This is a genomic window from Limnobacter sp., assembly GCF_964228395.1.
Classification (GTDB): domain Bacteria; phylum Pseudomonadota; class Gammaproteobacteria; order Burkholderiales; family Burkholderiaceae_B; genus Limnobacter.
Window position 1 is genome coordinate 28,719 of the sequence record NZ_CAXQZX010000014.1, and the last position, 26,169, is coordinate 54,887.

The window sequence follows — 26,169 nt, forward strand, 5'->3', positions numbered from 1 at the left end:
CAGGTTAATTGGTTAGCCGAAGATTATATGCTTTGAAGCAAATCGGTGTCAACGATGGGTGTGGATCCGTGCCCTGTCTTGCGAATAAACGGTCACAAAAAAGCCAGCCCGAAGGCTGGCTTTGTGCACAGGGCAGGGTGGGGCAATTACATGCCCATGCCACCCATACCGCCCATGCCACCCATGGCACCCATGTCAGGTGCTGCGGGCTTTTCTTCAACCAACTCGGCCACCATGCAGTCGGTGGTTAGCATCAGAGATGCAACCGAAGCGGCGTTTTGCAGAGCAGTGCGGGTCACCTTGGTTGGGTCCAGAACACCCATTTCCACCATGTCGCCGTACTCGCCTGTGGCGGCGTTGTAACCGAAGTTGCCTTCGCCGCTCATGACCTTGTTGGCCACCACTGAGGACTCCTCACCAGCGTTGGTCACGATCATGCGCAGCGGCTCTTCCATGGCACGCAACACGATCTTGATACCAGCGTCCTGGTCAGGGTTGCTGCCCTTCAGGCCAGCGATCTTGGCGCGAGCACGCAGGAGGGCTACGCCACCACCAGGCACAATGCCTTCCTCAACGGCAGCACGTGTGGCGTGCAGCGCGTCTTCAACGCGGGCTTTCTTTTCTTTCATTTCCACTTCAGTGGCTGCGCCAACCTTGATCACGGCAACACCGCCAGCCAGCTTGGCCACGCGCTCTTGCAGTTTTTCACGGTCGTAATCAGAGGTGGATTCTTCGATTTGCGCACGAATTTGCTTCACGCGAGCCTCGATGTTTGCACCGTCGCCAGCGCCGTCGATGATGGTGGTGTTTTCTTTGCCCACTTCCACACGCTTGGCTTGGCCCAGGTGTTCCAGGGTCACGCCTTCCAGGGTCATGCCCGTTTCTTCGGCAATCACCACACCGCCGGTCAGGATGGCGATGTCTTCCAACATGGCCTTGCGGCGGTCACCAAAGCCGGGCGCCTTCACGGCACAAGTCTTCAGGATGCCGCGAATATTGTTCACCACCAAGGTGGCCAGGGCTTCACCTTCGATGTCTTCAGCAATGATCAGCAATGGGCGACCAGCCTTGGCCACTTGTTCCAGGGTGGGCAGCAGGTCACGAATGTTGCTGATTTTTTTGTCGTGCAGCAGCACAAAGGGGTTTTCCAGGGCGGCAACCTGCTTTTCCTGGTTGTTAATGAAGTAGGGGGACAGGTAGCCGCGGTCAAACTGCATACCCTCAACCACGTCCAGCTCGTTATCCAGGCTCTTGCCGTCTTCAACAGTGATCACGCCTTCCTTGCCCACTTTTTCCATGGCTTCAGCGATGATGTTGCCGATGGATTCGTCGCTGTTGGCGGAAATAGAACCCACTTGAGCGATGGCTTTGTTGGTGGAGCAGGGCTTGGACAGGTCGCGCAGTTCTGCGATGGCTGCGGTCACGGCTTTGTCGATACCGCGCTTCAGGTCCATGGGGTTCATGCCGGCGGCAACAAACTTCATGCCTTCCTTCACGATGGCTTGGGCCAGCACGGTGGCGGTGGTTGTACCGTCGCCTGCGTTGTCGCTTGTCTTGGAGGCCACCTCTTTCACCATTTGAGCGCCCATGTTTTCGAACTTGTCTTTCAGTTCGATTTCTTTGGCCACAGAAACACCATCCTTGGTCACAGTGGGGGCACCGAAGGAGCGCTCAAGCACCACGTTGCGACCCTTGGGGCCCAAGGTTACTTTCACTGCGTTGGCCAGAATGTTTACGCCACGCACCATGCGGCTGCGTGCGTCGTCACCGAAAAATACTTCTTTAGCTGCCATGATTAGATCTTCCTCTTGAATGCTGTGTAGTTAGGCGTCGTGATTAGGCTTCAATCACGCCCATGATGTCTTCTTCGCGCATCACGAGCACTTCCTTGCCATCCACCTTGATGGTTTGACCGGCGTACTTGCCAAACAACACGCGTTGACCCACTTTGACGTCCATGGGAATCAGTTTGCCAGCGTCATCGCGCTTGCCAGGGCCCACGGCCAGGATTTCGCCCTGATCAGGCTTCTCGGCGGCTGCATCGGGAATGACGATACCGGAAGCTGTGGTGCGCTCGCTGTCAAGGCGCTTCACGATCACACGATCATGCAACGGACGAATGTTCATGGAAACCACTCCTAAATTTGTCTTAAAAAAGAATTGCTTAGAGGTACTGGCTCGGGTGTTGTTAGCACTCACTGCCATCGAGTGCTAATAATAGGGGCGCAGCCCAGTGTTTTCAAGGGGGACTTTTTAAAAAAAACTGCATGGGGTCGTGCAAGGCGCATGTCAGGCGGATGCGTGTAAATTACGGGTACGTTTACTTTCTTTGTGCCCAAGCCCTTTCATGAACCGATTCAAGTCCATTTTCATCACCCTTTTTGTGGTGCTCGTCAACCTGGCTTTGTTGCATGTGGCCACCCTGAGTTGGCACAGTCCCCTGGGCTCGGGTTGGTTTGGGGTATTTGTTTTGGCCTTGCCCAACTTTTATTTTTTTGTGTGGTTGTTCATGGGACGCAAAGGCCGCACAACACGCAATATGCATCTGCTCATGGCCACCAATCTGACTGGCTATGCCATGGTGCTCACCGACCCTGGCATGGAGTCCAACCCTTGGCCCTTGCTTGTGGGTACCTTGCTGTTTTTTGGAAGCCTGGCCATGGTGTTTTGGTATTCAAACCTAGGGTCACGCAAGCCTGTTGGCTTGGCTGAAGGGGAAAAATTGCCACCCTTTGTGCTGAAAACGCTGGCGGGGGAGGAGTTCAGCTCTGAACAGCTCAAGGGCAAGCCAGGTTTGTTGGTTTTTTATGAGGGCGCCTGGAACCCCCTTGGGGTCACCCAAGTCCGCGAGTTGGCGGGGCGCTTCATCGATCTGGACCGCTTGGGCATGCAGGTGTATGCCATCAGCCCCCAGCCTGTCAACAAATCAGCTGAGTTGGCTGCGCGCCTGCAAGTGCCATTCGAGTTTTTGGTGGATCCGCAGGCCGAGGTTGCGCGGCGTTTGGGTCTGCGTGCTGAACATGGCGTGCCTTGGGGCGTTCACCGCATGGGTTATGGGGAGCATTCTGTGCTTCCCACGGTGTTGATGATCAATAAGCACGGGCGCATTGTTCATGCTCATTTCACGGACAATCTTCGTGTGCGGCCTGAGCCAGATGCCTTGTTGGAACTGGCTCGTCAAAGACTGGGGGCGCTGGACGCTTAACGAAACCCAGGCCTAGCGCGCATATGAATACTGCTCGTTGGCGGCTGTTTTGCGAATCCGCTCGATAAGCGTTTTGTTGATGCGCCCTTCCATCTTGCGCTGAACGGGTTCCAAGGCTTTGCGCCACTCCTCGCGTTGGGCCGGTGTGAGCTGGGTGACCACGCTCGTGCCCGCGGCTTTTACCTTCTCGAGCGCCTCGGCGTTGAGCCTCACCGATTCCTCGTTGTTGCGCTTGGTGGCATCCACCATGCAGCGCTCCAAGGTGGCCCGCAAGTCGGCTGGCAGGCTGGTCCAAAATTTACGGTTAACAATGACGGCATAGCCCAGGTAACCGTGGTTGGTCACCGTGACGTACTTTTGCACCTTGTGCATGTTTTTGGAATACAGGTTGGATGGTGGATTCTCTGTGCCATCGGCCAGGCCCGTTTCAAGTGCGGTGTACACATCAGAAAATGCCAAAGGAATGGGCGTGGCCCCCAGGCTTTCCATTTGAGCTTCCAGCACGCGCGAGGGTTGAATGCGCATCCGCTTGCCCTTCAGGTCCTCGGGGTGCAGCAGGGGGGTGTTGGCACTCATCACTTTAAATCCATTGTCCCAGTAAGCCAGGCCCAGAATGCCCCGATCTTCGAGTTGGTTGAGCAGTTCACGCCCGATGGGGCCTTCTGTGACGGCCTTCAATACCCGCCGATTGGGAAAAATATAAGGCAGGTCGAACACTTCGAAGTCTCGCATGCCAAGGTAGCCAAACTTGGCCAATGAGGGAGCCAGCATTTGCACCGCACCCAATTGCAAAGCCTCCAGTTCTTCTTTGTCTTTGTAGAGCGAAGAGTTGGGGTAGACCTCCACCCTCACCTTGCCGCGTGTGCGTTCTTCGACCAAGCGCTTAAACTCAAGCGCGGCCAAGCCTTTGGGGGTGTTTTCGTCCACAACATGGCTGAACTTGATCACAATGGCCGGAGCAGCATGAACCACACCGGGCAGGTTAAGGGCGGCCATGGTGGCCCAAGACAAAAACAAACCGATTAAACGCTTCATGGTGCTTGGTTGGCGATGCAGTGGCGGGAACTTTTCACAACGTGTCCATCATTTCCAGAGTGTGACCCTTCAAACCATTGTGGGTTTCCACAGGCTTGGGGCCAAAAAGGATATTTCGTGGCACTATCCAGCCATGCAAATGTTTGGCCCCAACACACCCAATCTACAGAAAATCAAGCGACGCCAGGCGCTTCGGTTTGGCGTGCCAGTGCTGGTTTTTCTTTTGCTCATGGCCGTCATGGTGGCGGCAGTTTACTATGCACAGCGTGACGAGCGTGAGCAAAACCAGGCAAAACTGATTGCCGATACGCTGTGGGCCCGCCAAAACATCCAATTCCAGGTGGGCGGCATGATCAATTCACTCCAGGCCCTGGCTGCCGACTCTTTAATTTACCCCTCGAGCCGACTGGCCCCCAGTCTGGCGCAGCTCAGCCGCAGCTCCAAAGAATTGGTGGCGGTGTACAAAGGCGACACGCTGGAACCCGTGGTAATCGCCGATGAATACTTGGGTGCTGATCGGGCAGCCGCTTTGCGCGCCCAAATGCTGAACGATGTTCACGATCGAATTGAGTCCAGGCTGGATGGGTTTTTGGGCACTTACCAGTTCAACGGGCGCAACTATGTGGCCAGTGTGCATGTGGCGCAGCGTGGACAAGCCAGCTTGGTTGGTCTGATTGACCTGGACCTCATGCTTGAAAAGGAGTTGCCGTGGTGGTTTGCCCAAGACAACGAGGTGGACCTGCTTGATTCTGGCGGCATGGTGTTGTCTCGCTTGGTGAAAGCCAGTCGCGGGGCCGGGGTGTATGTGCACACCACTTCTTTGGAACTGGGTGGTTTGCAGTTTCAACTCAGGGTCAACAGTATCCAAGAGGGCCCCCGGTTGTTCAATTACGGCATCAATGGCGCACTGGCTTTTTTGTTGCTGATGTTGCTGATCAGCTTCATGATGCTGTGGCGAGACTCACGCCGTCGTCTTGAGGTGGAGGCCAGGCTGGAGGAGGAAAAACTATTCCGCCAGTCCATGCAAGATTCCATGGCGGTGGGTCTGCGGGTGTGGGACCTGCAAGGTTTTATCCGCTATGTCAACCCGGCGTTTTGCAATATGGTGGGTTACAGCCCCAGCGAATTGATCGGGGTGCCACAACCACTGCCGTACTGGCCGGCCAAAAGCAAGGAAGAATACAAACGTTTGGTGGCCGATGTGATCTCAGGCAATGCACCGCCCGAGGGTTTTGAAACTGTGTACCAACACAAAGATGGCAGGCTGATCGACGTGCTGATTGTAGAGGCCCCACTGCGTGATGGCCGAGGGTTGCACACTGGTTGGATGAGTTCAGTAATCGACATCACCGACCGCAAGCGCTCTGAGGCACTGATCGCAGAGCAGCGCGAAAAACTTCAAGCCGCTTCCCGATTTGCCTTGGTGGGCGAGGTGGCATCCAACATTGCACACGAATTAAACCAGCCCTTGGCGACCATGGTGTCTTATGCCCAGGCGGGCCTGAATTTGACCCAGCGCGGTGGGAACGAAGAGATGTACAGCCAGTTGTTCGAAAAGCTGCGCGATCAGGCCAAGCGTGCCGGGCGGGTGGTCGGTTCGGTGCAAAATCTGGTGCGCAAACGCCGCCCAATGCGCGAGCCCGTGAGGGTGCAGGAGGTGATTGATTCCATTCGCTTCATGGTCAACTCCACAGCAGTGCTCCATCAGGTGCGTTTGCATGTTGAGCTGGATCATCCCGACGTTCAGTTGCACATTGACCGAATCATGGTGGAACAGGCTTTGGTCAATCTGGTAAAAAACGCGTCCGAGGCTTTCAACGCCTCGCAACGTATTCGCAATGTATGGATTGGCGCCCGCGTGCTTGAGCACTCCTTTGAATTTTCGGTGCGCGACGACGGTCCGGGTTTAAGCCTGAACAACACCGAAAAAATGTTTGAGGCTTTGGTGTCTACCAAACCCGATGGCTTGGGTTTGGGCTTGAGCCTGTGCCGATCGGTGGCCGAGGCCCACGGGGGGCGCTTAAAGGCTGAACCTGTGCCCACCGGGGGCACGTGTTTTACAATGAGTTTGCCAATGGCACTTAGAGAATCCACTGAAGGGGAGCAAGTTGGAACGACCTAGACCTGTGCATGTGTTGTTGCTCGATGACGATGACGACTTGCGTGAGGGCATGCAGTGGATGTTTAACACTGTCGACCTGCCAATGAGCGGTTTTGCCAGTTTTGACCAATTGCGTGCCAAGCTCGATTTGCTGATGCAAAGCGATGCGCAGTTGTGCCTTTTGCTCGATTTGCGCATGCCCGATATGTCTGGCCTGGAGGTGTTTGAATGGCTCAAGCGCAACGGGTATAGCCTGGAACGTTTGCCGGTGATTTTTTTAACGGGGCACGGCGATATTTCCACCGCTGTAGAGGCGGTTAAAAGCGGGGCCTTCGATTTTTACGAAAAGCCCACCACCGACGAGCGCCTGATTGCACGCGTTCGCCAGGCGCTGGCCAAGTCGGGCGAGCACCTGGCCAGCCAAGAGGTGTTAAAGCAGTGGTCTGAGCGCATTGACAAATTATCTCCGCGCGAGCGGGAGGTGATGTTTTTGGTGGCCAAAGGCAAGCTGAACAAAGTCATCGCCTCTGAACTCGACATTTCCATGCGAACCGTGGAGGTCCACCGGGCCAATGTGTTTGAAAAGCTTAAGGTGCGTTCTGCCGCCGAGTTGGCCACCTTGTTAAGCCGTTTGAGTGATCGGCTGGGTTTCGATCAGCTTGCCGGGCTGGAGTAAACTTCAACCACTTGCGGTGCTCGAAGTGACCAGCCGATCAAAGGGCTGGAGGTTTCTGGGTGCAGTTCTATTACAAAGGCTTTTCTGGCCAAGCGATCTTCCCGAAGCAAACCGTACACCGCCTGAAGGCGTTCGTCGGCTTTGGCCAAATCAAATTCTGTGCTGCCCGAGCCTCGGTTGGCCGAGCGAATCAACAATCGCCCCAACTCCCCGTTTTTTACTTTTTCACTCAAAGCCAGCAGTCGGTTCGCGCAGTCTTCTGGAATGTGTTGGCTAGCGCTGCCAAAGTGAATAACCAGTTCCAACCGGCGCTCGTGGTCTTTGAGCGCCAACTCCGAGGCGGTGGCTTCGGGTTGGTCGGCCAGCGCCTGCACCAGGCCCTCATAGAGGTTGAGTTGCACGTCCTGCCCACAATGAAGGGCCGGGTTTTGCAGTTGTGAAATGGCCTCCGGGGTGGCCGCAGCGTTGCTGAGCAGGCCCATGACCAGCAGGCCAGTGATCAATGCATGCTTGACCCAGTGTGGTGGCACTTCGGGGGTGTTCATTTTTGATCAGACGGCGCTTGGATCTTGCCCTGCGTCGAGTCATTCGGAGCATCGCTGGATGCTTTGGCGGGCGGGGTTGCTGCGGTGGCTTGGGTGGTTTGTGCCTGTTCGGCCTGGGCAAAGCTCACTTTGATCTGGTTGGCCAATAAGTGGTAAATCGAGGCGGGCAAAATACGCTTGCTCACCTGCGTGGCAATGGCTGACACAAAAATCAGAGGCATCACCAAATCATGGTTGTCGACCATTTCCAACACAATCACGAAGGCGGTGATGGGGCAGTGGGTAACTGCCGACAGTACACCCACCATGGCCAATAGCATGAGTGGAGCGGTGTCGCGGTCTGTGAGGCCGGCAAAAAAGTGACCGAACCCCGCGCCAATCGACAGTGTGGGGGAAAACACGCCCCCTGGCGCACCGCTGGCAAACGACACCACTGTGGCCGCCATTTTGGTCAACCAAAACAATGGGGAGAGTTCTTCGCTTTCTTGCAGGGCAGCTTTGGTTTCTTCGTAGCCAGCGCCAAACACTTCAGGCCCGAATATTAGGGCCATCAGGGACAGCACCACGCCGCACAAGGCAGCAAAGCGATACGGGTATTTGCTTCGGTAGGCACCAAATACGCTGCGGCCTGAAACGATGATGAGCATGGATCGCCCATACAAGCCACCCACAATGCCGGTGAGAATAGCCAACACGGTAATGATCAACCATTCTTCACCCCAATCGATGGTGGCGTTGGAGTACCCAAAGTAGGAGTAATTGCCCTGCAACACCAGCGCCACCAGGCCTGCTAACACGATGGCCATGAGCAAGGCCGAGGTGTGTCGCATGGTTTTGCGCCGCCCCAGTTCTTCGAAGGCGAACATCAAACCACCCAGGGGGGTGTTGAACGCGGCTGCCACCCCGGCTGCACCCCCCGCAATAATCAGGGAGCGCGTGTCGAACAATTTGGCGATGCCGGGGAAGCGATGGGTGTAAGCCATGAGGGCAGCGCCCAGTTGCACGGTTGGGCCTTCCCGGCCTGCGGCTGCGCCGGCTGCTATCACAAAGGGGGTCACCAACAGCTTGCCAAAAAAAGCACGTGGCCCCAGCAAGCGGTCCATCAACCGGGGTTTGGGGTGCTTGATGACCTTGATGGCCTGAGGAATGCCGCTACCGCCAGAGCCCCAAAACACCGTGTTGACCAGCCACAATGCCGCAGGAAACGCGATGGGGGGCAACATGAGCGCAATCCACATGTGCTCACGGAAAAACTCCTTGTTCCATTCGCCGGCCGAATCTGACAGCCAGGCAAAACCCACGGCCAGCAAACCCACCAACAGGGAGAACAGGTACACCACCGAGACGATCATGCCCCGATCCGCCAAGAAGCGGGACAAGCGAGCGCCCTGTTGTATCCATTTGCTGCCGATGTTGTGCCGCACGGTTGAGCCTACCTGGCGAAAAGTTTCATAGAGATGTCCGCGATTGTCGCATAAAAACAAAAACCCCCAACCGAGCGGTCGGGGGTTTTGGGGTGGGGATTATCCCGTAGAGGCAATCAAATATGAATTAGCCTGCGCGGCGACGGCTAAAGCCACCGCGTTCCCCCTGGTTGCGAGCGGCTTGCTCACGGCGGGCGCCAGAGGCATGCTCACGTTTTGGTGCGCCATCAGCGCGGAAAGCGGGGCGGGCACGTTCTTCAGAACGGGGGAAGCTGCTGCGCTTTTCTTCACGATTCCATGGCTTGTTGTCGCCAAATGATTTGCGCTCACCAAAAGGTTTGCGGTCGTCGAAAGACTTGCGCTCACCAAAGGGTTTGCGGTCGTCAAAAGACTTGCGCTCGCCGAAGGGTTTGCGGTCCTCGAAAGACTTGCGCTCGCCGAAGGGCTTGCGGTCCTCGAAAGACTTGCGCTCACCGAAGGGCTTGCGGTCCTCGAAAGACTTGCGCTCACCGAAGGGCTTGCGGTCGTCGAAAGACTTGCGCTCACCGAAGGGCTTGCCTTCTCCACACGATTTGCGCTCTTCAAAGCGCCCGCGATTGCCTCCACCCTGAGGGCGACCGCGGCCTCCCCCTTTGCCACCACGCGGGGCGCTGTTGAAGTTGCCGCGAGGCTCCAGGCCTTCGACTTGCTCTTCGGGGATGCGGGAGTTGATGAATCGCTCAATGGCTCGAACGCGAATGATGTCCTCTGCCTCAGCCAAGGTGATGGCCACGCCAGCACGGCCAGCGCGCCCGGTTCGACCGATTCGGTGCACATAGTCTTCGGCTTTCATGGGCATGCCGTAGTTGATGACATGCGAAATGGCAGGCACATCCAGGCCTCGGGCGGCCACATCGGTGGCCACCAAAATTTTAATATCGCCTTTGCGCACGCTGGCCAAGCGGCGGTTACGTACCACTTGGGGCATGGCGCCGTGCAGGGCGCAGGCGCGCACGCCCTCGTCCATCAAGTCGCGGGCCAGGTTTTCTGCGTCCACCTGCGTGCTGGTAAAAATCACGGCCTGGTTGATATCGGGTTGCTCCAGCCAGTGATTCAACAGTTTGCGCTTGTGGCCGCGGCTGTCTGCCCACATCAGTTTTTGCGCAATGTCGGTGTTGGCTTCGTTCTGAGCGGCCATTTCTATGCGCTGGGGGTTGTTCATGATGTTTTCGGCCAGGCCCACAATGCGCTTGGCAAACGTGGCTGAGAACATCAGAGTTTGTTCGCGATTGCCACATTGCTCGTTCAAGGCTTCCAGGTCTTCAGAAAAGCCAAGGTCAAGCATGCGATCGGCTTCATCAACGATCAAGGTGTTGACGGTCGACAAATTCAACTTGCCTTGTTGGGCCAAGTCCAGCAAACGACCTGGTGTACCCACCACCAGACGCGCACCGCGCAGGGCGGCCATTTGCTTGCCATACGGCATACCGCCTACCACGGTGGCTACGCGAAGGCCTTTGTAAAACTTCACCAAATTGATGGCGTCTTGGCTGACCTGCTGGGCCAGTTCGCGGGTGGGGCACAGCACGAGTACCTCTGGGCCTGCCAGGGACTCCATGGGGCTGGCCCCGCTTTCCATCATGCGATGCATCACGGGCAGCAAAAAGCCAAAGGTTTTACCGCTGCCGGTTTGGCTGCTCACCATCAGGTCGCCGCCTTCCATGCCCAGGGGCACCACTTGGGCCTGTACTGGTGTGGGGGTTGAAATGTTCAAAGCGTTCAGGGCTTGTTGCAATGGCGCAGCAAGACCCATGGCGTCAAAAGACGTGGTCATGACAAATATCCAAATGTTTATGGCTCAAAAAATCATCGACGAGCAGAAATGACGCGAACAATCACCCGAGGGGTGGCAAGTACAGTCGCAAGAGAACTGGCGGCGATGGGCAAGGCACACATGGTGCGTAACAAAGGCAACCCAACGCGGCCCAAATTGACAATCGTATGGAAACGACCCGTTGATTTGCTATCTGGGACCGGAGTCTACAGGGAAGGTGTGCGGTGCACAAGAAATAATTCAGTCTTTACGGCTGTTTAGAAGAAAAACACCACACTCCCGAGCCCGGGCTATCAATTTTTGCCCAGTACCGCCGTTATTCCTTGTAGAGGCCGTCAGTCCAACTGGCGGGCAAATCGCTGTTTGGCGGGATGAACACATGAAAACATTCAAAATTATGATGGTGGCAGGCGCTGCGACCATGCTTAGCTCGTGTGACTTGTCACAAATCCCCGGGCTGGATGGCAAGTTGTCGATCGAAGACAGCAAGGCCGTGGGCGCCGCGTGCAGGCACTCGGGCCGCGCGCTGGAAGACTGCTTCGCTCTCAACCCCAAGACCCACCCCGCGGGTGTGTTTGAGGGGTGGCGAGACATGAACGATTACATGCTGGCCAACGAAATCGAGGTGGTTAAGCCGGAGATCAAAACCTCGGCATTCTCTGCCCCGGCTGCTGGTGGTCATGCCGCTGCGCCGGCGGCTGTGGCCCCTGGGGTGCTCACGCCGCAGTCAAACCCGGCTGCCTCTGCTGCTGCACCGGTAGAACCCGCCACCGGGCGACAGCGTTGGTTGCCCAAAGATGCACGACCTGAGCAGGGCGAGGCGGCTGCCGCCCAGCCGCAAGCAGTTCCCGAGCCTGCGCACGCTGCACCACCGGCTGTGGCCGAAGAGCCGGCGAAGCCAGAGTCACCTTCTCGCCCCTGGGAACGAAAAAAAGACCCCAAGAAACACACCTGAAGCAATTGGCCCTGCAGGCGCGGGCGGGGCCAATGTTATCCTGAGTTGATCAACTCAACTCGGGAGGATTGCGACTTTGAAGGCCAGGCGAAGCTTCTGGATGTGCGGCCTGTTGGCTGCCCTGTTAACGACACACACCACGCCTTCGCAGGCCGCCGAGCCGATCGCGCGAAGTTTCCCCAAGCCCGTTTTGCAGGCCTTCCAGGCCAAGGGCATTTCGGCAGATGAATTGACCGCTCACGCTTTGCCTTTGCCGCCCTATGTGAGTCGGCGCGCCCAGGCATTTGTTCATGGCGGCCAAGTGTTGGTCAACCCTGCCTCGGTGGCCAAGGTGTTCACCACCGGCCTGGCTCTCGAAAAACTGGGTTCCAATTACCGCTTTAAAACCGGTTTCCACGCGCAGGCCGAGCCCAAAGACGGGGTATTGCAGGGGCCTCTTTACATCAAGGGTTCTGGAGATCCCGCATTTTTGTCTTCTGACTTGTGGTTCTCTTTGAGGCAGTTGCGCAGCAAAGGAGTTCGGGTCATCGATGGCCCTGTGGTGCTCGACGATTCGGCTTTTGCTGACCAATCATCCACTGCGCCAACCGCGTCTGAAGAAGACTTCGACGATGCGCCACACCGCGCCTACCATGCACAGCCCGATGCCTTGCTCATGAATTACGGAGCCATGTCCATCGATCTGCATATTCTGGACAATTCTGTGCAGGTGCTGCCCGAAGAGGCCCCCAAAAATTGGGCTTTTGTATCGGAGGTTCAGCTCAGCCCAGGCGCTTGTGGGGCTTGGAAAAACGGCATGTCGATTGATTTTGCAAAGGCAGGCAGTCACGTGGTGGTCACCGTGAAAGGCACTTATCCGCGGCGTTGCGGCCACTCCAGATTGCCCATTCGCGTGCCGGTGCAGGACTGGTTGTGGGAATCGTGGGTCAAGGAGATTTGGGCCGAACTGGGAGGGCAGTTTTCTGGTCCGCAAGGTGGGCAGGTCATCAAGGGGACGACCCCTTCCAACACCATCGCGCTGTACACCCACTTTGGCCAGCCTTTGGGCGATCTGGTCAAGCAAGTGAACAAATGGTCGAGCAATGTGATGGCACGCCACATGGAGCTGGCTGTGTCTGGGTCGCCCGAGGTGTTTAATCGCGACATGCTGGCCTGGCTGGGGACCATGGGGGTAGGCACCAAAGGCTGGTTTTTCGAGAACGGATCGGGCTTGTCACGCAACACGCGGATTGATGCGCAGGGTTTGACGCAGTTTTTGCGGTACATGGCCACGCGAGCCGATTTTCCGGATTACCTGGCCAGCATGCCGCGCGCGGGTGTGGATGGCACTCTGCACCGCCGGGTGAACAACATTGGCGGCTATGCCTACCTAAAGACTGGCAGCTTGAACGGCGTGCGCTCCCTGGGGGGATACCTGCGCGATGTGGAAGGGCAATGGTGGGCTGTGGGCGTTCTGGTTAAAAGCCCCAGGGCCTACGACAGTTGGCCGCCCATGGAGAACCTGCTTGAGTTTTTGTACCGTGGCGAATAATGCTGACTTAAAAACAACACGCTTGCTGGCCAACTGCCGCGTTGGTCGGTCTTCCTTTGTTAGACTCAAAGATTGTTAAAAACCCAATTTTTTTGAGGCGTACGCATGGAAAACAGCAAGGACAAACTTTTCAGCGACATGAAAATCGTGTTGAGCGATGCGGAAGACCTTTTAAAAGCCGCTGCCTCATCGTCGGGTGAGCGCGCCGTAGAACTCCGCGAGAAGGCCATGGTGAGTTTGCGCCGAGCCAAAGAGGTGATGCAAGACGCTCAATCGGCCGTGGTTGAAAAGGGCAAAGCCGCCGCGCGCGCAACCGACGACTACGTGCACGATCACCCATGGCGCGCAGTGGGCATTGCGGCCGCAGTTGGCTTTGTATTGGGTCTTATTGTTAACCGCCGTTAAGGCCTGTCTGCTGTGATGAGTTCTCAAGCCCAGTCGGCGCTAAAGCGTGTGATGGCCAGCCTGTTGGGCATGGGCCAAACACGCCTGGAACTGGCGGGGGTTGAGTTGGCCCAAGCTCGCCAGGCCACGGTGCGCACGGTGGTTTGGTCCATTTTGCTTGCTCTGGCCGCGGCCTTGGCCTCTGTGTTTGCATGTTTGGCTGTTGTGGCTTGGTTTTGGGAAACCCACCGCATGGCGGCTTTAATGGGCTGTGTTCTTTTTTACCTGGGCCTGGCCGCGTGGTTTTTAGTTCGCTTAAAGCAGGCCTTGGCAGAGCAACCGCCTTTGTTTGAGGCCACCTTGGCCGAACTCGGCAAAGACCGCCAAGCCATTCTGGAAAGTATTCAACCCGTTGCAGGCAAGGGCGATTCATGAGCCAGCGCTTTGATCATCTTCAAGCCAAAAAAGAATTGCTGCAAATGAAGGCGCAATTGGAGCGCATGCAACTGGGTGGCGAGATCGATGACCTGAAACAACAATTCGCGTGGCTCCAGTTGTTTAAAAAGGCAAGTCAGTGGTTTGGTCAGCGCAATGTTAACGCCTTGGGTCCATTGGGTGCCTTGGGAGGCCAGCCGCTTCAGGACTGGTTAAAACAACATCCCATGCTCGGTCTGCTGGCATCGACCGTCATGCTTCGCTACCGCCAGCCCTTGGCCAAGGTCACGCTGCGGGCTGGCATGGCGGCCGTGGTGTTGGCTACGGCTGTGTTTTGGTTCAAAACCCGGGGTACTAGCCCCGGGGGGCCCACTTTCAAAGGCCAAGCCGGGTCATCAGCTCCCTGACCCGCTCATTCAAACCCGGGTCGGGTTGAATGCTTCTGCCCCATTCACGGTGTGTTTCGCCCGGCCATTTGTTGGTGGCATCCAGCCCCATTTTGCCGCCCAGGCCGCTCACCGGGCTTGCAAAGTCCAGGTAATCAATCGGAGTGTTCTCTAACAGCACTGTGTCCCTGACTGGATCCATTCGGGTCGTGATGGCCCAAATCACTTCCTTCCAGTCCCGAGCATCCACATCGTCGTCCACCACCACAATGAACTTGGTGTACATGAACTGGCGCAAAAAGCTCCAAGTGCCCATCATCACTCGCTTGGCATGCCCAGCGTAGGCCTTTTTCATGGAAATCACGGCCATGCGGTAGCTGCATCCCTCGGGGGGCAGGTAAAAGTCCACAATCTCCGGGAATTGGCGTTGCAAAATTGGCACAAACACTTCATTTAAGGCCACGCCCAGCACAGCTGGCTCATCGGGTGGTTTGCCGGTGTAGGTGGAGTGGTAAATTGCATCGTCGCGCAGGGTGATGCGGTCCACGGTAAACACGGGGAACCAGTCCTGTTCGTTGTAATAGCCAGTGTGGTCACCATAGGGGCCTTCTAGCGCACAGTCCCACCCTTTGAGGTAGCTGGGTATGGGTGGGGGTTCACGCAGCACAGTGACACCCTCCCGGATGCTGGGCACTTCGCCATCGTTTCGTCCTCGCCGTGCTTGCACTGCAATTGGGTGGTCGGCTGGGTAAATGTGGCCTTCCAGAACCATTTCAGCTTCTGCGGGTACTTGGAGTTCATTGCCAACACACTTAATCAGCTCGGTGCGGCTGCCGCGCAGCAGGCCAGCAAACTGGTACTCCGACAGTGTGTCAGGCACAGGGGTGACCGCGCCCAGAATAGTGGCTGGGTCGGCACCCAAGGCCACTGAAATGGGGAAGGGTTGGCCCGGGTTTTTAAGGGCATGCTCACGAAAATCCAGAGCGCCACCCCGGTGGGCCAACCAGCGCATGATGAGCCTGTTCTTTCCTATTTGTTGTTGCCGATAAATGCCCAGGTTTTGCCGTTTTCGGTTGGGTCCTTTGGTGATCACCAAGCCCCAGGTTAGCAGGGGGGCTGCATCATCAGGCCAGCAGGTCCAAATGGGAATTTGATTCAAATCCACATCGGTGCCTTCCAGCACGTGTTGTTGGCAGGGGGCCTTGCTCACCACCTTGGGCGCCATGCTGAGCACCTGTTTGACCAGCGGCAGCTTGTCCATGGCGTCGCGCAGCCCCTTGGGAGGCTCGGGCTCTTTTAAATAAGACAAGGTTTGACCAATGTCGCGCAGCGCCGAGGTGTTGCTTGCGCCCATGCCCATGGCCACGCGTTTGGGTGTGCCAAACAGGTTGCCCAGCACCCGATGCTTGTAGCCTCTGGGTGCATCAAACAGCAGGGCAGGGCCTTGGGCACGCAACACCCTGTCGCACAGGTGGGTCATTTCCAGCACCGGGCTGACTGATTCAGGGACCCGAAGCAACTCACCCTCTTTGTAGAGTAAATCGATGAAGTCCCGAAGATTTTTGTACCGCATTGTGAAAAAAGAAGCAATTTGTTGTAGGAATCGAACAGTTAACACTCATTCACACGCGAGCGCTAGAGCGCTTTTTCAAACCCCGAAAAAGCGCATCAGGCTTGAGCGAACCGCTAAGTGCCTGTTTTGTGTAGAAAGACTCTACCAGATTTCGGGTTGACCCCCTTGCTGGCTCCCCCTAGAATCCGCTCAGCTTAGTGACAGGTACAACACAAAACCGTCACACATTCGCGACGGGGTTCGCCCCGTTTTCAGAGTGTTCAGGCCGCGCCACTTTTCGGCGAATTCGGGCCAGAGCAGAACGTTCTGCCTCACGGATCAAAACGAGGCAGATGCACCGCTGAGTCAAACAATGCAAGAAATTGCGTTTGCGTAGCAGAGGAGGTTGCATGAAGCAGTACGAAACCGTCCTGAAGGTTGACCAGCCGGTCAATACCGCCCAGGCCTTCAAAACCATTAAGAATGCGCTGTCATTGTTTGGCGCAGCATCTGTTTTAATCACCGCTGGTGCGGTGGCTGCACTGGCAGTCAACCCCGAGTGGCGCAGCAAGGTGTTTTTCTCGGAGCCCGTTCAGGCGGTGTTCGCCAATGAAATTGACCTGCTGTCCACCGGCTTGGCAGGTGGCGGTGCAGAGGTGCCACGCAGTGATTCGCCCGCACCCCAAACCCAGCCCGGCGGCATGTTGCCCATCAAATTCGGCACTCCCGAAAGCGCCAAGCCTTTGACTGCCGGTCAGCGTGAAGTGGTGTCTTTCTTGGCCAAGCGTTACCGCGTGTCGCCAGAAGCTGTCGAATCGATCGTCCGATTGGCCTACAAGGTCGGCAAAGAAGAAAAGGTCGAGCCCACACTTATTCTGGCCATTGTGGGCATTGAGTCTTCTTACAACCCATTTGCTGCCAGCCCAGTGGGTGCGCGTGGTTTGATGCAGGTCATGCCCAAGATCCACAAGGACAAATTTGAAGCCTTGTCCCCTGGCGATTGGTCGCCCTTGCACCCAGAAATGAACATGCGTGTGGGTGCGAAGATTATCCGTGAATACACTCGCCGCACTGGCTCTGTTTCAGATGGTTTGCGTTGGTACGTGGGTGCAGCCATTCACGGCAACGATGGCGGTTACCCTGGCAAAGTGTTGGGCCTGAAAGCCCGCATTGACTCTGTGTACCAGCAGGGCCACCTCGTGGCAGCCCGCGACAAGAGCGAAAAAGTATCTGCGGTGGCCAAGCCCAGCAGCGAAAGTTAATCAAGCTCGAGTGTTAAATTGCTGGAGGCGGTGCATGGCCTCCTCCAGGCGGTCCAAAGCGTTGGCATAAGACCATCGCATCATATTGGCACCGTGCATTCTTGAAAAATCTTTCCCGGGAATCGCACACACTCCCGCGCCTTCCAAAAGATCTTTGCAGTATTGATCGCTGTTGTAGGGGCTCTGCGTGTACAGGTAAAAAGCCCCGTCTGGGCTTGAGTTCACGGCGATTCCGGCCTTGGGCAGGGCCTTAAGCATGAAGTCTCGTCTGCGCTCAAATTCTTGCCGACGCAGTTCACAAAGGCTTAAGGTGTCTGGCTCGAAGCAAGCCAAGGCTGCCCACTGGGCTGGCGCACTAGGGCAAATGCTGAGGTTTTGGGCCAGGCGCTCCACAGGGGCCACCAGATCAGGCGGAACCACCATCCAGCCAAGCCGAAGGCCTGTCATCCCAAAATACTTTGAAAAACTGTTGATCACCACCAGAGCCTGACCCGTTGAAGGGGCTCCGCTGAGTTGGAGCACGCTTCGGGCGGGTGTGCCGTAGCACAGCGATTGATAAATTTCGTCCACAATCAAAAAGCCTCGCCGTGCCGCCAGGCCAGCCAGAATGCCTTGCATGGCCTTTGGGTCAATTTGTGTGCCTGTGGGGTTGGATGGCGTGGCCAGCACGGCGCCCGCCGTGTTGCTTTGCCAGTGCTGCGCCAAATCGCTCCAGGCGGGCTGAAAGTTTTTGTGTTCTTCAAGCGGCACAAATTGTGGAATACCCTGCGCCGCCATGACAAAAGTCTTGTTACAGGGGTAACCCGGGTCGGTGAGCAATACCCCTTGCTCGGGGTTAATCAGTGCAAGGCAGGCATACAGCAGGGCCGCCGAGCCACCCGCTGTGATCACCACCTGTTCAGCGGGCACTTTCACATGAAAGGTGTGCAAGTAATGATGGGCCACCGCCTCGCGCAGGGCGGGAAGCCCCAAGGCGGGCGTGTAGCGTGTTTTGCCATCCCGCAGGGCGCGCTGGTGTGCCTGTAGCACGGGTTCAGGCACACCAAAATCGGGTTCGCCAATCGACAAATGAATGATGGATCGACCTTGCTGTTCAAGCAGGTCGGCCTGTTTCACCAATTCCATCACGTGAAATGGTTCGATGAGTTTGGCAAGGTGGGACAGCATGGATATTCACCTGAAATGGGTGTGAGGCAAGATGATGACCGATTTGTGGAAAACCCCGACTACATTGGCCGGGGTCTGAGCCTATAATTTTCGATTCTGTAGCATCACCACACAAAGAGACAATTATATGGCCCAACCGATGGATCAGCGTTTTCGCCAAGCCGCCCTCGAGTATCACGAATTCCCCAAGCCCGGAAAGTTGCAAATTTCTGCCACCAAGAGCCTGGTGAACCAGCGTGATCTAGCGCTGGCTTACTCCCCCGGTGTGGCGGCAGCGTGTGAAGAAATTGAGCAGGACCCATCCACCGCCGTGCGTTACACCGCCAAGGGCAATTTGGTGGGCGTGGTCACCAATGGCACCGCGGTGTTGGGTTTGGGCAATATCGGGCCGCTGGCCGCCAAGCCAGTGATGGAAGGCAAGGCCGTGCTGTTCAAAAAATTTGCCGGCATTGATGTATTCGACATCGAAATCAAAGAGACCGATCCAGATAAGTTGATCGAGATTATTGCCTCGCTTGAGCCGACCTTTGGGGGCATCAACCTCGAAGACATCAAAGCCCCCGATTGCTTCAAAGTCGAACGCGCGCTGCGCGACCGCATGAACATTCCTGTGTTTCACGACGACCAGCATGGCACGGCCATCGTGGTGGGGGCCGCCATTTTGAATGGCTTGGAAGTGGTTGGCAAAAAGTTGGATCAGGTCAAGTTGGTGGCCTCTGGTGCAGGCGCTGCGGCCCTGGCCTGTCTAGAACTCCTTGTGGATTTGGGCCTGCCGCGCAAAAACATTTGGGTGACCGACATCGACGGTGTTGTATTTGAGGGCCGCACCGAGAATATGGACCCCGACAAAGCCAAGTTTGCCCAGCCAACCAGCGCCCGCAAACTGGCTGAGGTGGTGTCTGGGGCCGACGTGTTTTTGGGATTGTCTGCCGGTGGCGTGATGAGCCAAGACATGGTCAAGAGCATGGCCGCCAAGCCGCTGATTTTGGCCTTGGCCAACCCCACCCCCGAAATTCTTCCTGAGAAGGTTTACGAGGTGCGCTCCGATGCCATCATGTGCACTGGTCGCACCGATTACCCCAACCAGGTCAACAACGTGCTGTGCTTCCCTTACATTTTCCGCGGTGCCTTGGATGTGGGAGCCACCACCATCACCAAAGAAATGGAAATTGCTGCGGTGCGCGCCGTGGCAGAGCTGGCTCGCAAAGAACAGTCCGACATTGTTGCGGCAGCTTACCGAACCCAAAATTTAAGTTTTGGGCCCGAGTACCTCATTCCCAAGCCGTTTGACCCCCGCCTCATTGTGCATATTGCGCCGGCGGTGGCCAAAGCGGCCATGGAAAGTGGCGTGGCCACCCGCCCCATCGATGACATGGCGGCCTACAAAGACCAACTGCAGCAGTTTGTCTACCACTCGGGCACCTTTATGAAGCCCATCTTTGCCGTGGCCAAGCGCTGCGTCGAAGAAACCCCACAAACCAGCCGTGTGGTGTTTGCCGAAGCTGAAGATGAGCGCGTAATGCGCGCCGTTCAGGTGGTCGTGGATGAAGGCCTGGCCAAGCCAATTCTAATCGGTCGCCCAGCGGTGGTGGAGCGTCGCCTGGAGCGTTTCGGTTTGCGGATCAAACCTGGTGTCGACTTCGAGTTGATCAACCCCGAGTACGACGAGCGCTACAAAGACTTTTGGCGTTCATATTACGACCTCACCAAGCGCAAGGGGGTGACCGAGGCCTATGCCAAAATTGAAATGCGCCGCCGACACACTCTCATCGGTTCAATGATGATTCACAAGGGCCACGCCGACGCAATGATCTGTGGCACCTTTGGCACCCATGCCCTGCATTTGCATTATGTGAATCAGGTGATTGGCTTGCGTGCGGGGTGCAACACCTACGGTGCGATGAATGGCCTCATGCTCACCAACCGCCAAGTGTTTTTGGTCGACACCCATGTGAATTACGACCCAACCGCCGATCAAATTGCTGAAATCACCCTGATGGCGGCTGAAGAAATGCTGCGCTTGGGCGTTCAGCCCAAAGCGGCTTTGTTGTCGCATTCAAATTTTGGCTCCAGCAACCAACCTTCGGCCATCAAAATGCGGGAAGCTTTGCAAAAGTTGCGCGACATTGCGCCCTGGCTGGAGGTCGATGGTGAAATGCACGGTGATTGCGCCATTGATGAATCGGTACGCAACACCATTTTTGCCGGTTCTACCCTCACCGGGGAAGCCAATTTGCTGGTTTGCCCCAATATTGATGCAGCCAACATTGCCTACAACCTGTTGAAGTCTGCAGCAGGCAACGGCATTGCTGTGGGGCCTGTGCTGCTGGGTGCTGCCAAGCCTGTGCATATTTTGACGGCGTCTGCCACCGTGCGCCGCATTGTGAACATGACCGCACTGGCCGTGCTCGATGCCAACTCTGAGCGGGTAAGTACTCTGTAATCCAGGTTACAAGGGCGTGCTTGCGCGCCCTGTTTAAAGGTACAAATGGGCGTGCAAGGCGCGCCTGTTTGACTTTTAAATGTTTCACGATTGGGCGCACAATGTTCACATGAACGAGAACCTGCCCACTCCACTGATGCATTCCCGAGACGACGTCACCGGTCTGGTGTTGTCTGGCGGTGGTGCGCGTGCGGCCTATCAAGTGGGTGTGTTGCACCAGTTGGCCAAGTGGTTCGATCAAGAGGACCGCCGCGAATTTGATTTTCCCTTCAAGATTTTGTGTGGCACTTCGGCTGGCGCCATCAACGCGGCCGCCCTCGTGTGCGCGGGTCGAAATTTTTACCAGTCAACCGACCGCATGATGCGGGTGTGGGAAAACTTCCGCTCGGAGCAAGTGTTCCGCTCCGATTCCCTGGGCATTATTCGCACCGGCGCGCGCTGGTTGTCGGCCTTGTCGATCGGCTGGATGTTGCGCAAGCGCCCCAAGTGCCTGCTGGATAACTCACCCTTGGCGCATTTGCTGCACGAATTGCTGCACTTCCGGCGTTTGGATGAGGCCCTTGAAAACGGCACCATTCGGGCTTTGGCGGTCACAGCATCCAGTTACAGCTCGGGGCGCAACGTCACCTTCTTTCAGTCTCTCGATGCCATTGAATCGTGGTCCAGAACCTTGCGGGTGGCTTTGCCAGACCGCATCACGGTGCAGCATTTGCTGGCGTCAGCGGCCATCCCGTTTGTGTTCCCGGCGGTCAAGCTTGAAATTGACGGACACACTGAACACTTTGGCGATGGATCCATTCGTCAGTTGGCGCCCATCAGCCCCGCCATCCATTTGGGGGCCAACAAGGTGATGGTGATTGGATCCAGCCAGTCCGAGAACGATCACACCAAGTTGATGGATGTGCGTGATGCCTACCCCAGCTTGGCTCAAATTGCAGGCCATGCCATGGCCTCAATCTTTCTGGATAGCTTGTCCATCGACATTGAGCGACTGAGCCGAGTGAATAAAACCTTGTCGTTGTTACCGCCTGAAATGGCCAGCAAAACCACGCTCAAGCCTGTGGAACTGTTGGTGATTTCGCCCTCTGAGCGCATCGACGAAATTGCAGCCAGGCACACGCAGGATCTGCCTCGCCCGGTGCGTACCATGCTTTCGGCCCTGGGGGCGACTGAGGCGAGCGGCTCCTCATTGGCCAGTTATCTGTTGTTTGAATCGAATTACACCCGCGAATTGATCCGCATGGGCATGGCAGACACCATTGCCAAACGCGATGAGGTGTATGCGTTTTTCGGTCTGGGCCAGAAAGGCCTCGAGCACCAGCGTCAACAGCAGCCTGTTCTGCAGGGTGTGCGTCTGGCTCAATAGCAAGGCCGGTTGCGCAGGCTACAATGTGACCTGGATGTTTTGGGCTTGTTTCCCCCATGGAGTGTTCCCAAGTCACGGCCGCCTGGCATGCCAGCATGGCCAGCGATGGATCTGATGCTCACGGTTTGCGCGTGGCCATGGGTGAACCTTTGCATGCCGTGCAAGCCATGGCCCTCGCTGAAGTAAAAGCCGCCGTGCAGCAGGCCTCCGACTGGGCCATGCAAGGCCTTTGGGTGGTGGGGGCAGTGGCCTATGAAGCAGCCCCAGCCTTTGACCCCAGCCTTGTGACGCGCACCGTGGCAGGCCATGCGCCCTTGGCTTATTTTGCCGCCTACCGACCCTCTCAAATACACAATCTGCCGCTGCTTCAACAAGCAGAATCTCAAGCGCAAGCGTTTGAACCTTGGCTGGATTCAATGCCGTTGCAGGATTACCTGGAACGCTTTGCCGACATACGTGCGGCCATTGAGTCTGGCGAGTTTTACCAAATCAACTTCACCACACGCCTGCAGGCCAAGAGTTCGAGTCTTGACCCCTGGCCTTTGTTTTTGCACTTTTTTAATACACAGCCTGCGCAGCAAAGCCTGTTTTTGCGCATGCCGGGGCAGGTGGTGCTGAGCTGGTCGCCGGAGCTGTTCTTTGAATTAAATGGCCGCGCCTTGAAAACGTCGCCCATGAAGGGCACCCGCCCGCGTCAGAGGCAACTGCCCATGTCAGCCCTCAGTGACAGCAGCAAAGACAGGGCAGAGAACGTGATGATTGTTGACCTGCTTCGCAACGACATGGCCAAGGTGTGTGTGCCAAAGTCGGTGCAGGTGGCGTCTTTGTTTGATGTCATGCACTTGCCCACTGTTGAACAAATGACCTCCACCATCATCGGCACGTTGAGGCCAGGCCTGGCTTTGGTGGATGTGTTTGAGGCGCTTTTTCCGTGTGGCAGTGTTACCGGGGCACCCAAATCGCAAGCCATGAAGCGCATTGCTCAGTGGGAGCCAGCGCCTCGGGGGGTGTATTGTGGTGCGGCCGGTGTAATCAGCCCCAGCGGCGTTGCCCAGTTCAACGTGCCCATTCGAACTGCAGTTTTTCAATCCGACAAGGATCACCTTCCCACGCTCACCTATGGGGTGGGCAGTGGCATCACGTGGTACTCCCACCCATTGGACGAAAAACGCGAGTGGTGGCAAAAAACCGCTTTCTTGCGGCAGGCCAGCATCGATTTTCAGGTGCTGGAAACCGTGTTGCTGTGCGAGGGCCAATGGCAGCATCTGGATTTGCATATCGCGCGCATGGCCAGGGCAGCCGACTTTTTTTCCTATGTGTGGGATGAATCTGCAATTCGAAGGGCTTTAAAGCAGCATGCCTCTGCCTGGCCGAAAGGGCGGCACCGCAGCCGGTGGCTGTTGCACGCCGAAGGGCATCTTGCAGTGGATGTGCAGCCCCTTCCTTCCCCCCTGGGGCCTGTGAACCTGCAATTGGCAAGCGCCCCCATGATTGCACCACCAGCTTTTGTGCTGCATAAAACCACCTTGCGTGGTCACTACGATAGGTGGTCACCCACGGAAGCGGATGTTTTTGACACCGTGTTGTATAGCCAAAACGGTGCACTCACCGAGACCTGCCGTTGCAATTTGGTGTTGCAGTTGGATGGTGGCTTGCTGACACCCGCCCTTGAAGAAAATGACGGTGTGGTTTTGCTGCCTGGGGTGATGCGCGAAGTGCTTTTAAGGGAAAATACCCTTCAAACGGCACGCCTGACTGTGCAAGACTTTCGCCGAGCCGAGGCGGTGTGGCTCATCAACAGCTTGCGTGGCTGGTTACCGGTGGCGCAGGTTCGTGGCCCGCAAGGCGAAATTGTATTTCAGTCCAAACCATAACAACACCAAAGGGAAACAACGTGAACCCCACAACCATCGAGATCATCGGCGCAAGTCTGTTTGCGATTGCGGTCATTCACACATTTTCAACCAAGTTTTTTGAGCGCCTGGCGCATACCCAGCCCAACCATGCAGGCCTGTGGCATTTGCTGGGTGAAGTGGAAGCGGTGTTCGGCTTCTGGGCGATGGTCTTGGTGGTGTTCATGTTTTTTGTGCTTGGCCAGAGCGAAGCGGTGGCTTATGTGGATACGCGCAACTACACCGAGCCGCTGTTTGTGTTTGCCATCATGGTGATTGCCGCCAGCAAGCCCATCTTGGTATTGGCCGGGCGCATTGTAAAAAGCACTGCCGCCTTGCTGCCAATGGACAGGCAGGTGGCCTACTTCTTCACCACTTTGTCGCTGGTGCCGCTGCTGGGCAGTTTTATTACCGAGCCCGCCGCCATGACCTTGGCCGCGTTTTTGCTGCGTGACCGCTTTTATACCCAGGGCATCAGCAACACCCTGAAATACGGCACCTTGGGTGTTTTGTTTGTCAACATTTCAATCGGCGGTACGCTTACACCATTTGCGGCACCGCCTGTGCTAATGGTGGCAGCCAAGTGGGGCTTTGACATGCATTACATGTTGACCATGTTTGGCTGGAAAGCGGCGCTTGCGGTGTTGGTGAACGCCACCGCGCTCACCGTGCTGTTTGCCAAAGAACTGGCCGCCATGAAAAAACCGTCTGAGAACGGCCCACCCGAGGACATGCCGTTTTGGGTCATTGGCACCCACCTCTTGTTTTTGGTGTCCGTGGTTGTATTTGCTCACCACCCAGCGGTGTTCATGGGTCTGTTCTTGTTCTTCTTGGGTTACACCTCGGCCTATAGCCGTTACCAAGACCGTCTGATTTTAAAAGAGGGTCTGATGGTTGCGTTTTTCCTCGCGGGCCTGGTGGTGTTGGGGGGTATGCAGGCGTGGTGGCTACAGGACGTGCTCAAGGGCATGAGCCCCACCGTGCTGTACTACGGTGCCACAGCCTTGACCGCAATCACGGACAATGCAGCGCTGACCTACCTTGGCTCACTGGTAGAAGGAGTCAGCGATGAGTTCAAATACGCGCTGGTTGCGGGCGCGGTCACGGGCGGTGGTTTAACCGTGATTGCCAATGCCCCCAACCCAGCAGGCTTTGCCATTTTGCGTCATTATTTTAACGATGGCGCAATTCACCCCGGCAAGTTGTTTTTGGCGGCGCTTGGCCCCACCGCAGTGGCGGTGTTGGCCTTCCAGGCATTGTAATTTTTTGCTGTGTAACTTTGTGCGAGCCACCATTTGAGCGATCAAGCGGCCGACTACGACGATCAGGAGCAAGTGCAACTGCCCCGTGATCTGGATGATGCACACAAGGCCTTGGCTGAAGTGCAGGCCTTGTTGCGCAAGCAAAGAGTCATCGAAAGCGTGGTGCACAATCAGCAAAGCCACGTCAACCCCGAAAGGCAGAGCTTGGTGGAGGAGTTGGTGCATCGCCAACACCTCACCGAGCTGGCCAACAAGCTTTACCAATTGCACCCCGCCGACGTGGCCTATGTGCTTGAAAGCCTCCCGCTGGAAGAACGTCTGGTGGTGTGGGGGCTGGTGCGTTCGGAGCGTGATGGGGAAATTCTTCTCGAACTCAGCGACGCCGTTCGTGAGACCCTGATCAAGTCCATGGACAGTGAAGAGTTGTTCGCTGCCACAGAATCCCTGGACGCTGACGAAATCGCGGAGCTCGCCCCCGACCTGCCACGCGATGTGGTGGAAAAGCTGGCGAGCAGCCTCAGCCTGGAGGAGCGCGAGCAACTGCGCGCGGCCATGAGTTATCCCGAAGACAGCGTGGGTGCGCTCATGGACTTCGACATGGTAACCATACGCGACGATGTGACTCTTGAAGTCGTATTGCGTTACCTGCGCCGTTTCGATGAACTGCCCGACCAAACTGACCAGGTGTTTGTGGTTGATCGGGTGGATCACTTCAAGGGCAGCCTGCCGCTGGAC

At 56.5% G+C, this 26,169-nt stretch carries 22 protein-coding genes; 14 read left to right on the forward strand and 8 right to left on the reverse strand.

The window, feature by feature from the left end:
- Nucleotides 1-146: 146 nt before the first annotated feature.
- A complete protein-coding gene (groL, locus tag ACEQU8_RS01340) occupies nt 147-1,793 on the reverse strand; it encodes a chaperonin GroEL (RefSeq protein WP_370260932.1) in 1,647 nt (548 codons plus the stop codon).
- A 43-nt stretch (nt 1,794-1,836) separates the two neighbouring features.
- Complete coding sequence (locus tag ACEQU8_RS01345) at nt 1,837-2,127, reverse strand: co-chaperone GroES (RefSeq protein WP_370260934.1); 291 nt, start codon at nt 2,125-2,127, stop codon at nt 1,837-1,839.
- A gap of 220 nt (nt 2,128-2,347) precedes the next feature.
- On the opposite strand from ACEQU8_RS01345, the gene ACEQU8_RS01350 reads away from it, so the two are divergent.
- Complete coding sequence (locus ACEQU8_RS01350; protein WP_370260935.1) at nt 2,348-3,205, forward strand: peroxiredoxin family protein; 858 nt, start codon at nt 2,348-2,350, stop codon at nt 3,203-3,205.
- Between the two features lie 12 nt (nt 3,206-3,217).
- On the opposite strand, the gene ACEQU8_RS01355 is transcribed toward ACEQU8_RS01350, so the two are convergent.
- Complete coding sequence (locus tag ACEQU8_RS01355) at nt 3,218-4,240, reverse strand: TRAP transporter substrate-binding protein (RefSeq protein ID WP_370260937.1); 1,023 nt, start codon at nt 4,238-4,240, stop codon at nt 3,218-3,220.
- Between the two features lie 133 nt (nt 4,241-4,373).
- On the opposite strand from ACEQU8_RS01355, the gene ACEQU8_RS01360 reads away from it, so the two are divergent.
- Nucleotides 4,374-6,362, forward strand: a complete 1,989-nt coding sequence (locus ACEQU8_RS01360; protein ID WP_370260939.1) for a nitrogen regulation protein NR(II) — start codon at nt 4,374-4,376, stop codon at nt 6,360-6,362.
- Nucleotides 6,349-7,017 carry a response regulator transcription factor gene (locus ACEQU8_RS01365; protein WP_370260941.1) on the forward strand — a complete coding sequence of 223 codons (669 nt, stop codon included), beginning with the start codon at nt 6,349-6,351 and terminating at the stop codon, nt 7,015-7,017. The genes ACEQU8_RS01360 and ACEQU8_RS01365 overlap by 14 nt, the downstream gene beginning before the upstream one ends.
- Here the strand turns inward: ACEQU8_RS01365 and ACEQU8_RS01370 are convergent.
- From ACEQU8_RS01370 to ACEQU8_RS01380, 3 genes are all read right to left on the reverse strand, one after another.
- A complete protein-coding gene (locus tag ACEQU8_RS01370) occupies nt 6,996-7,562 on the reverse strand; it encodes a hypothetical protein (protein ID WP_370260942.1) in 567 nt (188 codons plus the stop codon). The two genes, ACEQU8_RS01365 and ACEQU8_RS01370, sit on opposite strands and share 22 nt — an antisense overlap.
- Entirely contained in the window at nt 7,559-8,986 is a 1,428-nt protein-coding gene (locus tag ACEQU8_RS01375; RefSeq protein WP_370260943.1) for a chloride channel protein, read from the reverse strand. Before ACEQU8_RS01375 ends, ACEQU8_RS01370 begins: the two co-directional genes overlap by 4 nt.
- Before the next feature lie 127 nt (nt 8,987-9,113).
- A complete protein-coding gene (locus ACEQU8_RS01380; RefSeq protein ID WP_370260945.1) occupies nt 9,114-10,799 on the reverse strand; it encodes a DEAD/DEAH box helicase in 1,686 nt (561 codons plus the stop codon).
- A 379-nt stretch (nt 10,800-11,178) separates the two neighbouring features.
- On the opposite strand from ACEQU8_RS01380, the gene ACEQU8_RS01385 reads away from it, so the two are divergent.
- From ACEQU8_RS01385 to ACEQU8_RS01405, 5 genes are all read left to right on the forward strand, one after another.
- Complete coding sequence (locus tag ACEQU8_RS01385; RefSeq protein WP_370260946.1) at nt 11,179-11,754, forward strand: hypothetical protein; 576 nt, start codon at nt 11,179-11,181, stop codon at nt 11,752-11,754.
- Nucleotides 11,755-11,830: 76 nt separating this feature from the next.
- Nucleotides 11,831-13,285 (forward strand): D-alanyl-D-alanine carboxypeptidase/D-alanyl-D-alanine-endopeptidase, encoded by a 1,455-nt coding sequence (gene dacB, locus ACEQU8_RS01390; RefSeq protein WP_370260947.1) that lies wholly within the window; start codon nt 11,831-11,833, stop codon nt 13,283-13,285.
- Between the two features lie 105 nt (nt 13,286-13,390).
- Nucleotides 13,391-13,690 carry a YqjD family protein gene (locus tag ACEQU8_RS01395; RefSeq protein ID WP_370260949.1) on the forward strand — a complete coding sequence of 100 codons (300 nt, stop codon included), beginning with the start codon at nt 13,391-13,393 and terminating at the stop codon, nt 13,688-13,690.
- Between the two features lie 15 nt (nt 13,691-13,705).
- Nucleotides 13,706-14,104, forward strand: coding sequence for a phage holin family protein (locus tag ACEQU8_RS01400; protein ID WP_370260950.1), 399 nt, complete (start codon nt 13,706-13,708; stop codon nt 14,102-14,104).
- Nucleotides 14,101-14,511 carry a hypothetical protein gene (locus tag ACEQU8_RS01405; protein WP_370260951.1) on the forward strand — a complete coding sequence of 137 codons (411 nt, stop codon included), beginning with the start codon at nt 14,101-14,103 and terminating at the stop codon, nt 14,509-14,511. The genes ACEQU8_RS01400 and ACEQU8_RS01405 overlap by 4 nt, the downstream gene beginning before the upstream one ends.
- On the opposite strand, the gene ACEQU8_RS01410 is transcribed toward ACEQU8_RS01405, so the two are convergent.
- Nucleotides 14,480-16,063, reverse strand: a complete 1,584-nt coding sequence (locus ACEQU8_RS01410) for a UbiD family decarboxylase (RefSeq protein ID WP_370260953.1) — start codon at nt 16,061-16,063, stop codon at nt 14,480-14,482. The genes ACEQU8_RS01405 and ACEQU8_RS01410 overlap by 32 nt on opposite strands.
- Before the next feature lie 389 nt (nt 16,064-16,452).
- On the opposite strand from ACEQU8_RS01410, the gene ACEQU8_RS01415 reads away from it, so the two are divergent.
- Nucleotides 16,453-17,304 carry a transglycosylase SLT domain-containing protein gene (locus ACEQU8_RS01415; protein WP_370260954.1) on the forward strand — a complete coding sequence of 284 codons (852 nt, stop codon included), beginning with the start codon at nt 16,453-16,455 and terminating at the stop codon, nt 17,302-17,304.
- Here the strand turns inward: ACEQU8_RS01415 and ACEQU8_RS01420 are convergent, their stop codons facing one another.
- Nucleotides 17,305-18,471, reverse strand: a complete 1,167-nt coding sequence (locus tag ACEQU8_RS01420; RefSeq protein WP_370260955.1) for an aminotransferase class I/II-fold pyridoxal phosphate-dependent enzyme — start codon at nt 18,469-18,471, stop codon at nt 17,305-17,307. It abuts the gene before it with no gap.
- 127 nt (nt 18,472-18,598) lie between these two features.
- Here ACEQU8_RS01420 and ACEQU8_RS01425 point away from each other — a divergent pair, with 127 nt between their 5' ends.
- The 5 genes from ACEQU8_RS01425 to ACEQU8_RS01445 all read left to right on the forward strand — a co-directional run.
- Nucleotides 18,599-20,914 carry an NADP-dependent malic enzyme gene (locus tag ACEQU8_RS01425; RefSeq protein WP_370260957.1) on the forward strand — a complete coding sequence of 772 codons (2,316 nt, stop codon included), beginning with the start codon at nt 18,599-18,601 and terminating at the stop codon, nt 20,912-20,914.
- A gap of 109 nt (nt 20,915-21,023) precedes the next feature.
- The gene (locus tag ACEQU8_RS01430; protein ID WP_370260958.1) at nt 21,024-22,280 is read left to right on the forward strand and encodes a patatin-like phospholipase family protein; all 1,257 of its coding nucleotides are present in this window, start codon (nt 21,024-21,026) and stop codon (nt 22,278-22,280) included.
- A 56-nt stretch (nt 22,281-22,336) separates the two neighbouring features.
- Complete coding sequence (locus ACEQU8_RS01435) at nt 22,337-24,154, forward strand: chorismate-binding protein (RefSeq protein ID WP_370260960.1); 1,818 nt, start codon at nt 22,337-22,339, stop codon at nt 24,152-24,154.
- A 20-nt stretch (nt 24,155-24,174) separates the two neighbouring features.
- Nucleotides 24,175-25,434: a putative Na+/H+ antiporter gene (locus ACEQU8_RS01440; protein ID WP_370260961.1), complete on the forward strand. Its 1,260-nt coding sequence runs from the start codon at nt 24,175-24,177 to the stop codon at nt 25,432-25,434.
- 33 nt (nt 25,435-25,467) lie between these two features.
- The coding region (locus ACEQU8_RS01445; protein WP_370260962.1) for a magnesium transporter MgtE N-terminal domain-containing protein at nt 25,468-26,169 on the forward strand (702 nt) is incomplete at its 3' end.

Coding starts and splice junctions, on each gene's coding strand:
- ACEQU8_RS01360 (WP_370260939.1), top strand. CDS start 4,374: ATGCAAATGTTTGGCCCCAACACACCCAATCTACAGAAAATCAAGCGA.
- ACEQU8_RS01345 (WP_370260934.1), bottom strand. CDS start 2,127: ATGAACATTCGTCCGTTGCATGATCGTGTGATCGTGAAGCGCCTTGAC.
- ACEQU8_RS01435 (WP_370260960.1), top strand. CDS start 22,337: ATGGAGTGTTCCCAAGTCACGGCCGCCTGGCATGCCAGCATGGCCAGC.
- ACEQU8_RS01410 (WP_370260953.1), bottom strand. CDS start 16,063: ATGCGGTACAAAAATCTTCGGGACTTCATCGATTTACTCTACAAAGAG.
- ACEQU8_RS01385 (WP_370260946.1), top strand. CDS start 11,179: ATGAAAACATTCAAAATTATGATGGTGGCAGGCGCTGCGACCATGCTT.
- ACEQU8_RS01430 (WP_370260958.1), top strand. CDS start 21,024: ATGAACGAGAACCTGCCCACTCCACTGATGCATTCCCGAGACGACGTC.
- ACEQU8_RS01355 (WP_370260937.1), bottom strand. CDS start 4,240: ATGAAGCGTTTAATCGGTTTGTTTTTGTCTTGGGCCACCATGGCCGCC.
- ACEQU8_RS01350 (WP_370260935.1), top strand. CDS start 2,348: ATGAACCGATTCAAGTCCATTTTCATCACCCTTTTTGTGGTGCTCGTC.
- ACEQU8_RS01415 (WP_370260954.1), top strand. CDS start 16,453: ATGAAGCAGTACGAAACCGTCCTGAAGGTTGACCAGCCGGTCAATACC.
- ACEQU8_RS01380 (WP_370260945.1), bottom strand. CDS start 10,799: ATGACCACGTCTTTTGACGCCATGGGTCTTGCTGCGCCATTGCAACAA.
- ACEQU8_RS01405 (WP_370260951.1), top strand. CDS start 14,101: ATGAGCCAGCGCTTTGATCATCTTCAAGCCAAAAAAGAATTGCTGCAA.
- ACEQU8_RS01370 (WP_370260942.1), bottom strand. CDS start 7,562: ATGAACACCCCCGAAGTGCCACCACACTGGGTCAAGCATGCATTGATC.
- ACEQU8_RS01395 (WP_370260949.1), top strand. CDS start 13,391: ATGGAAAACAGCAAGGACAAACTTTTCAGCGACATGAAAATCGTGTTG.
- groL (WP_370260932.1), bottom strand. CDS start 1,793: ATGGCAGCTAAAGAAGTATTTTTCGGTGACGACGCACGCAGCCGCATG.
- ACEQU8_RS01400 (WP_370260950.1), top strand. CDS start 13,706: ATGAGTTCTCAAGCCCAGTCGGCGCTAAAGCGTGTGATGGCCAGCCTG.
- ACEQU8_RS01425 (WP_370260957.1), top strand. CDS start 18,599: ATGGCCCAACCGATGGATCAGCGTTTTCGCCAAGCCGCCCTCGAGTAT.
- ACEQU8_RS01420 (WP_370260955.1), bottom strand. CDS start 18,471: ATGCTGTCCCACCTTGCCAAACTCATCGAACCATTTCACGTGATGGAA.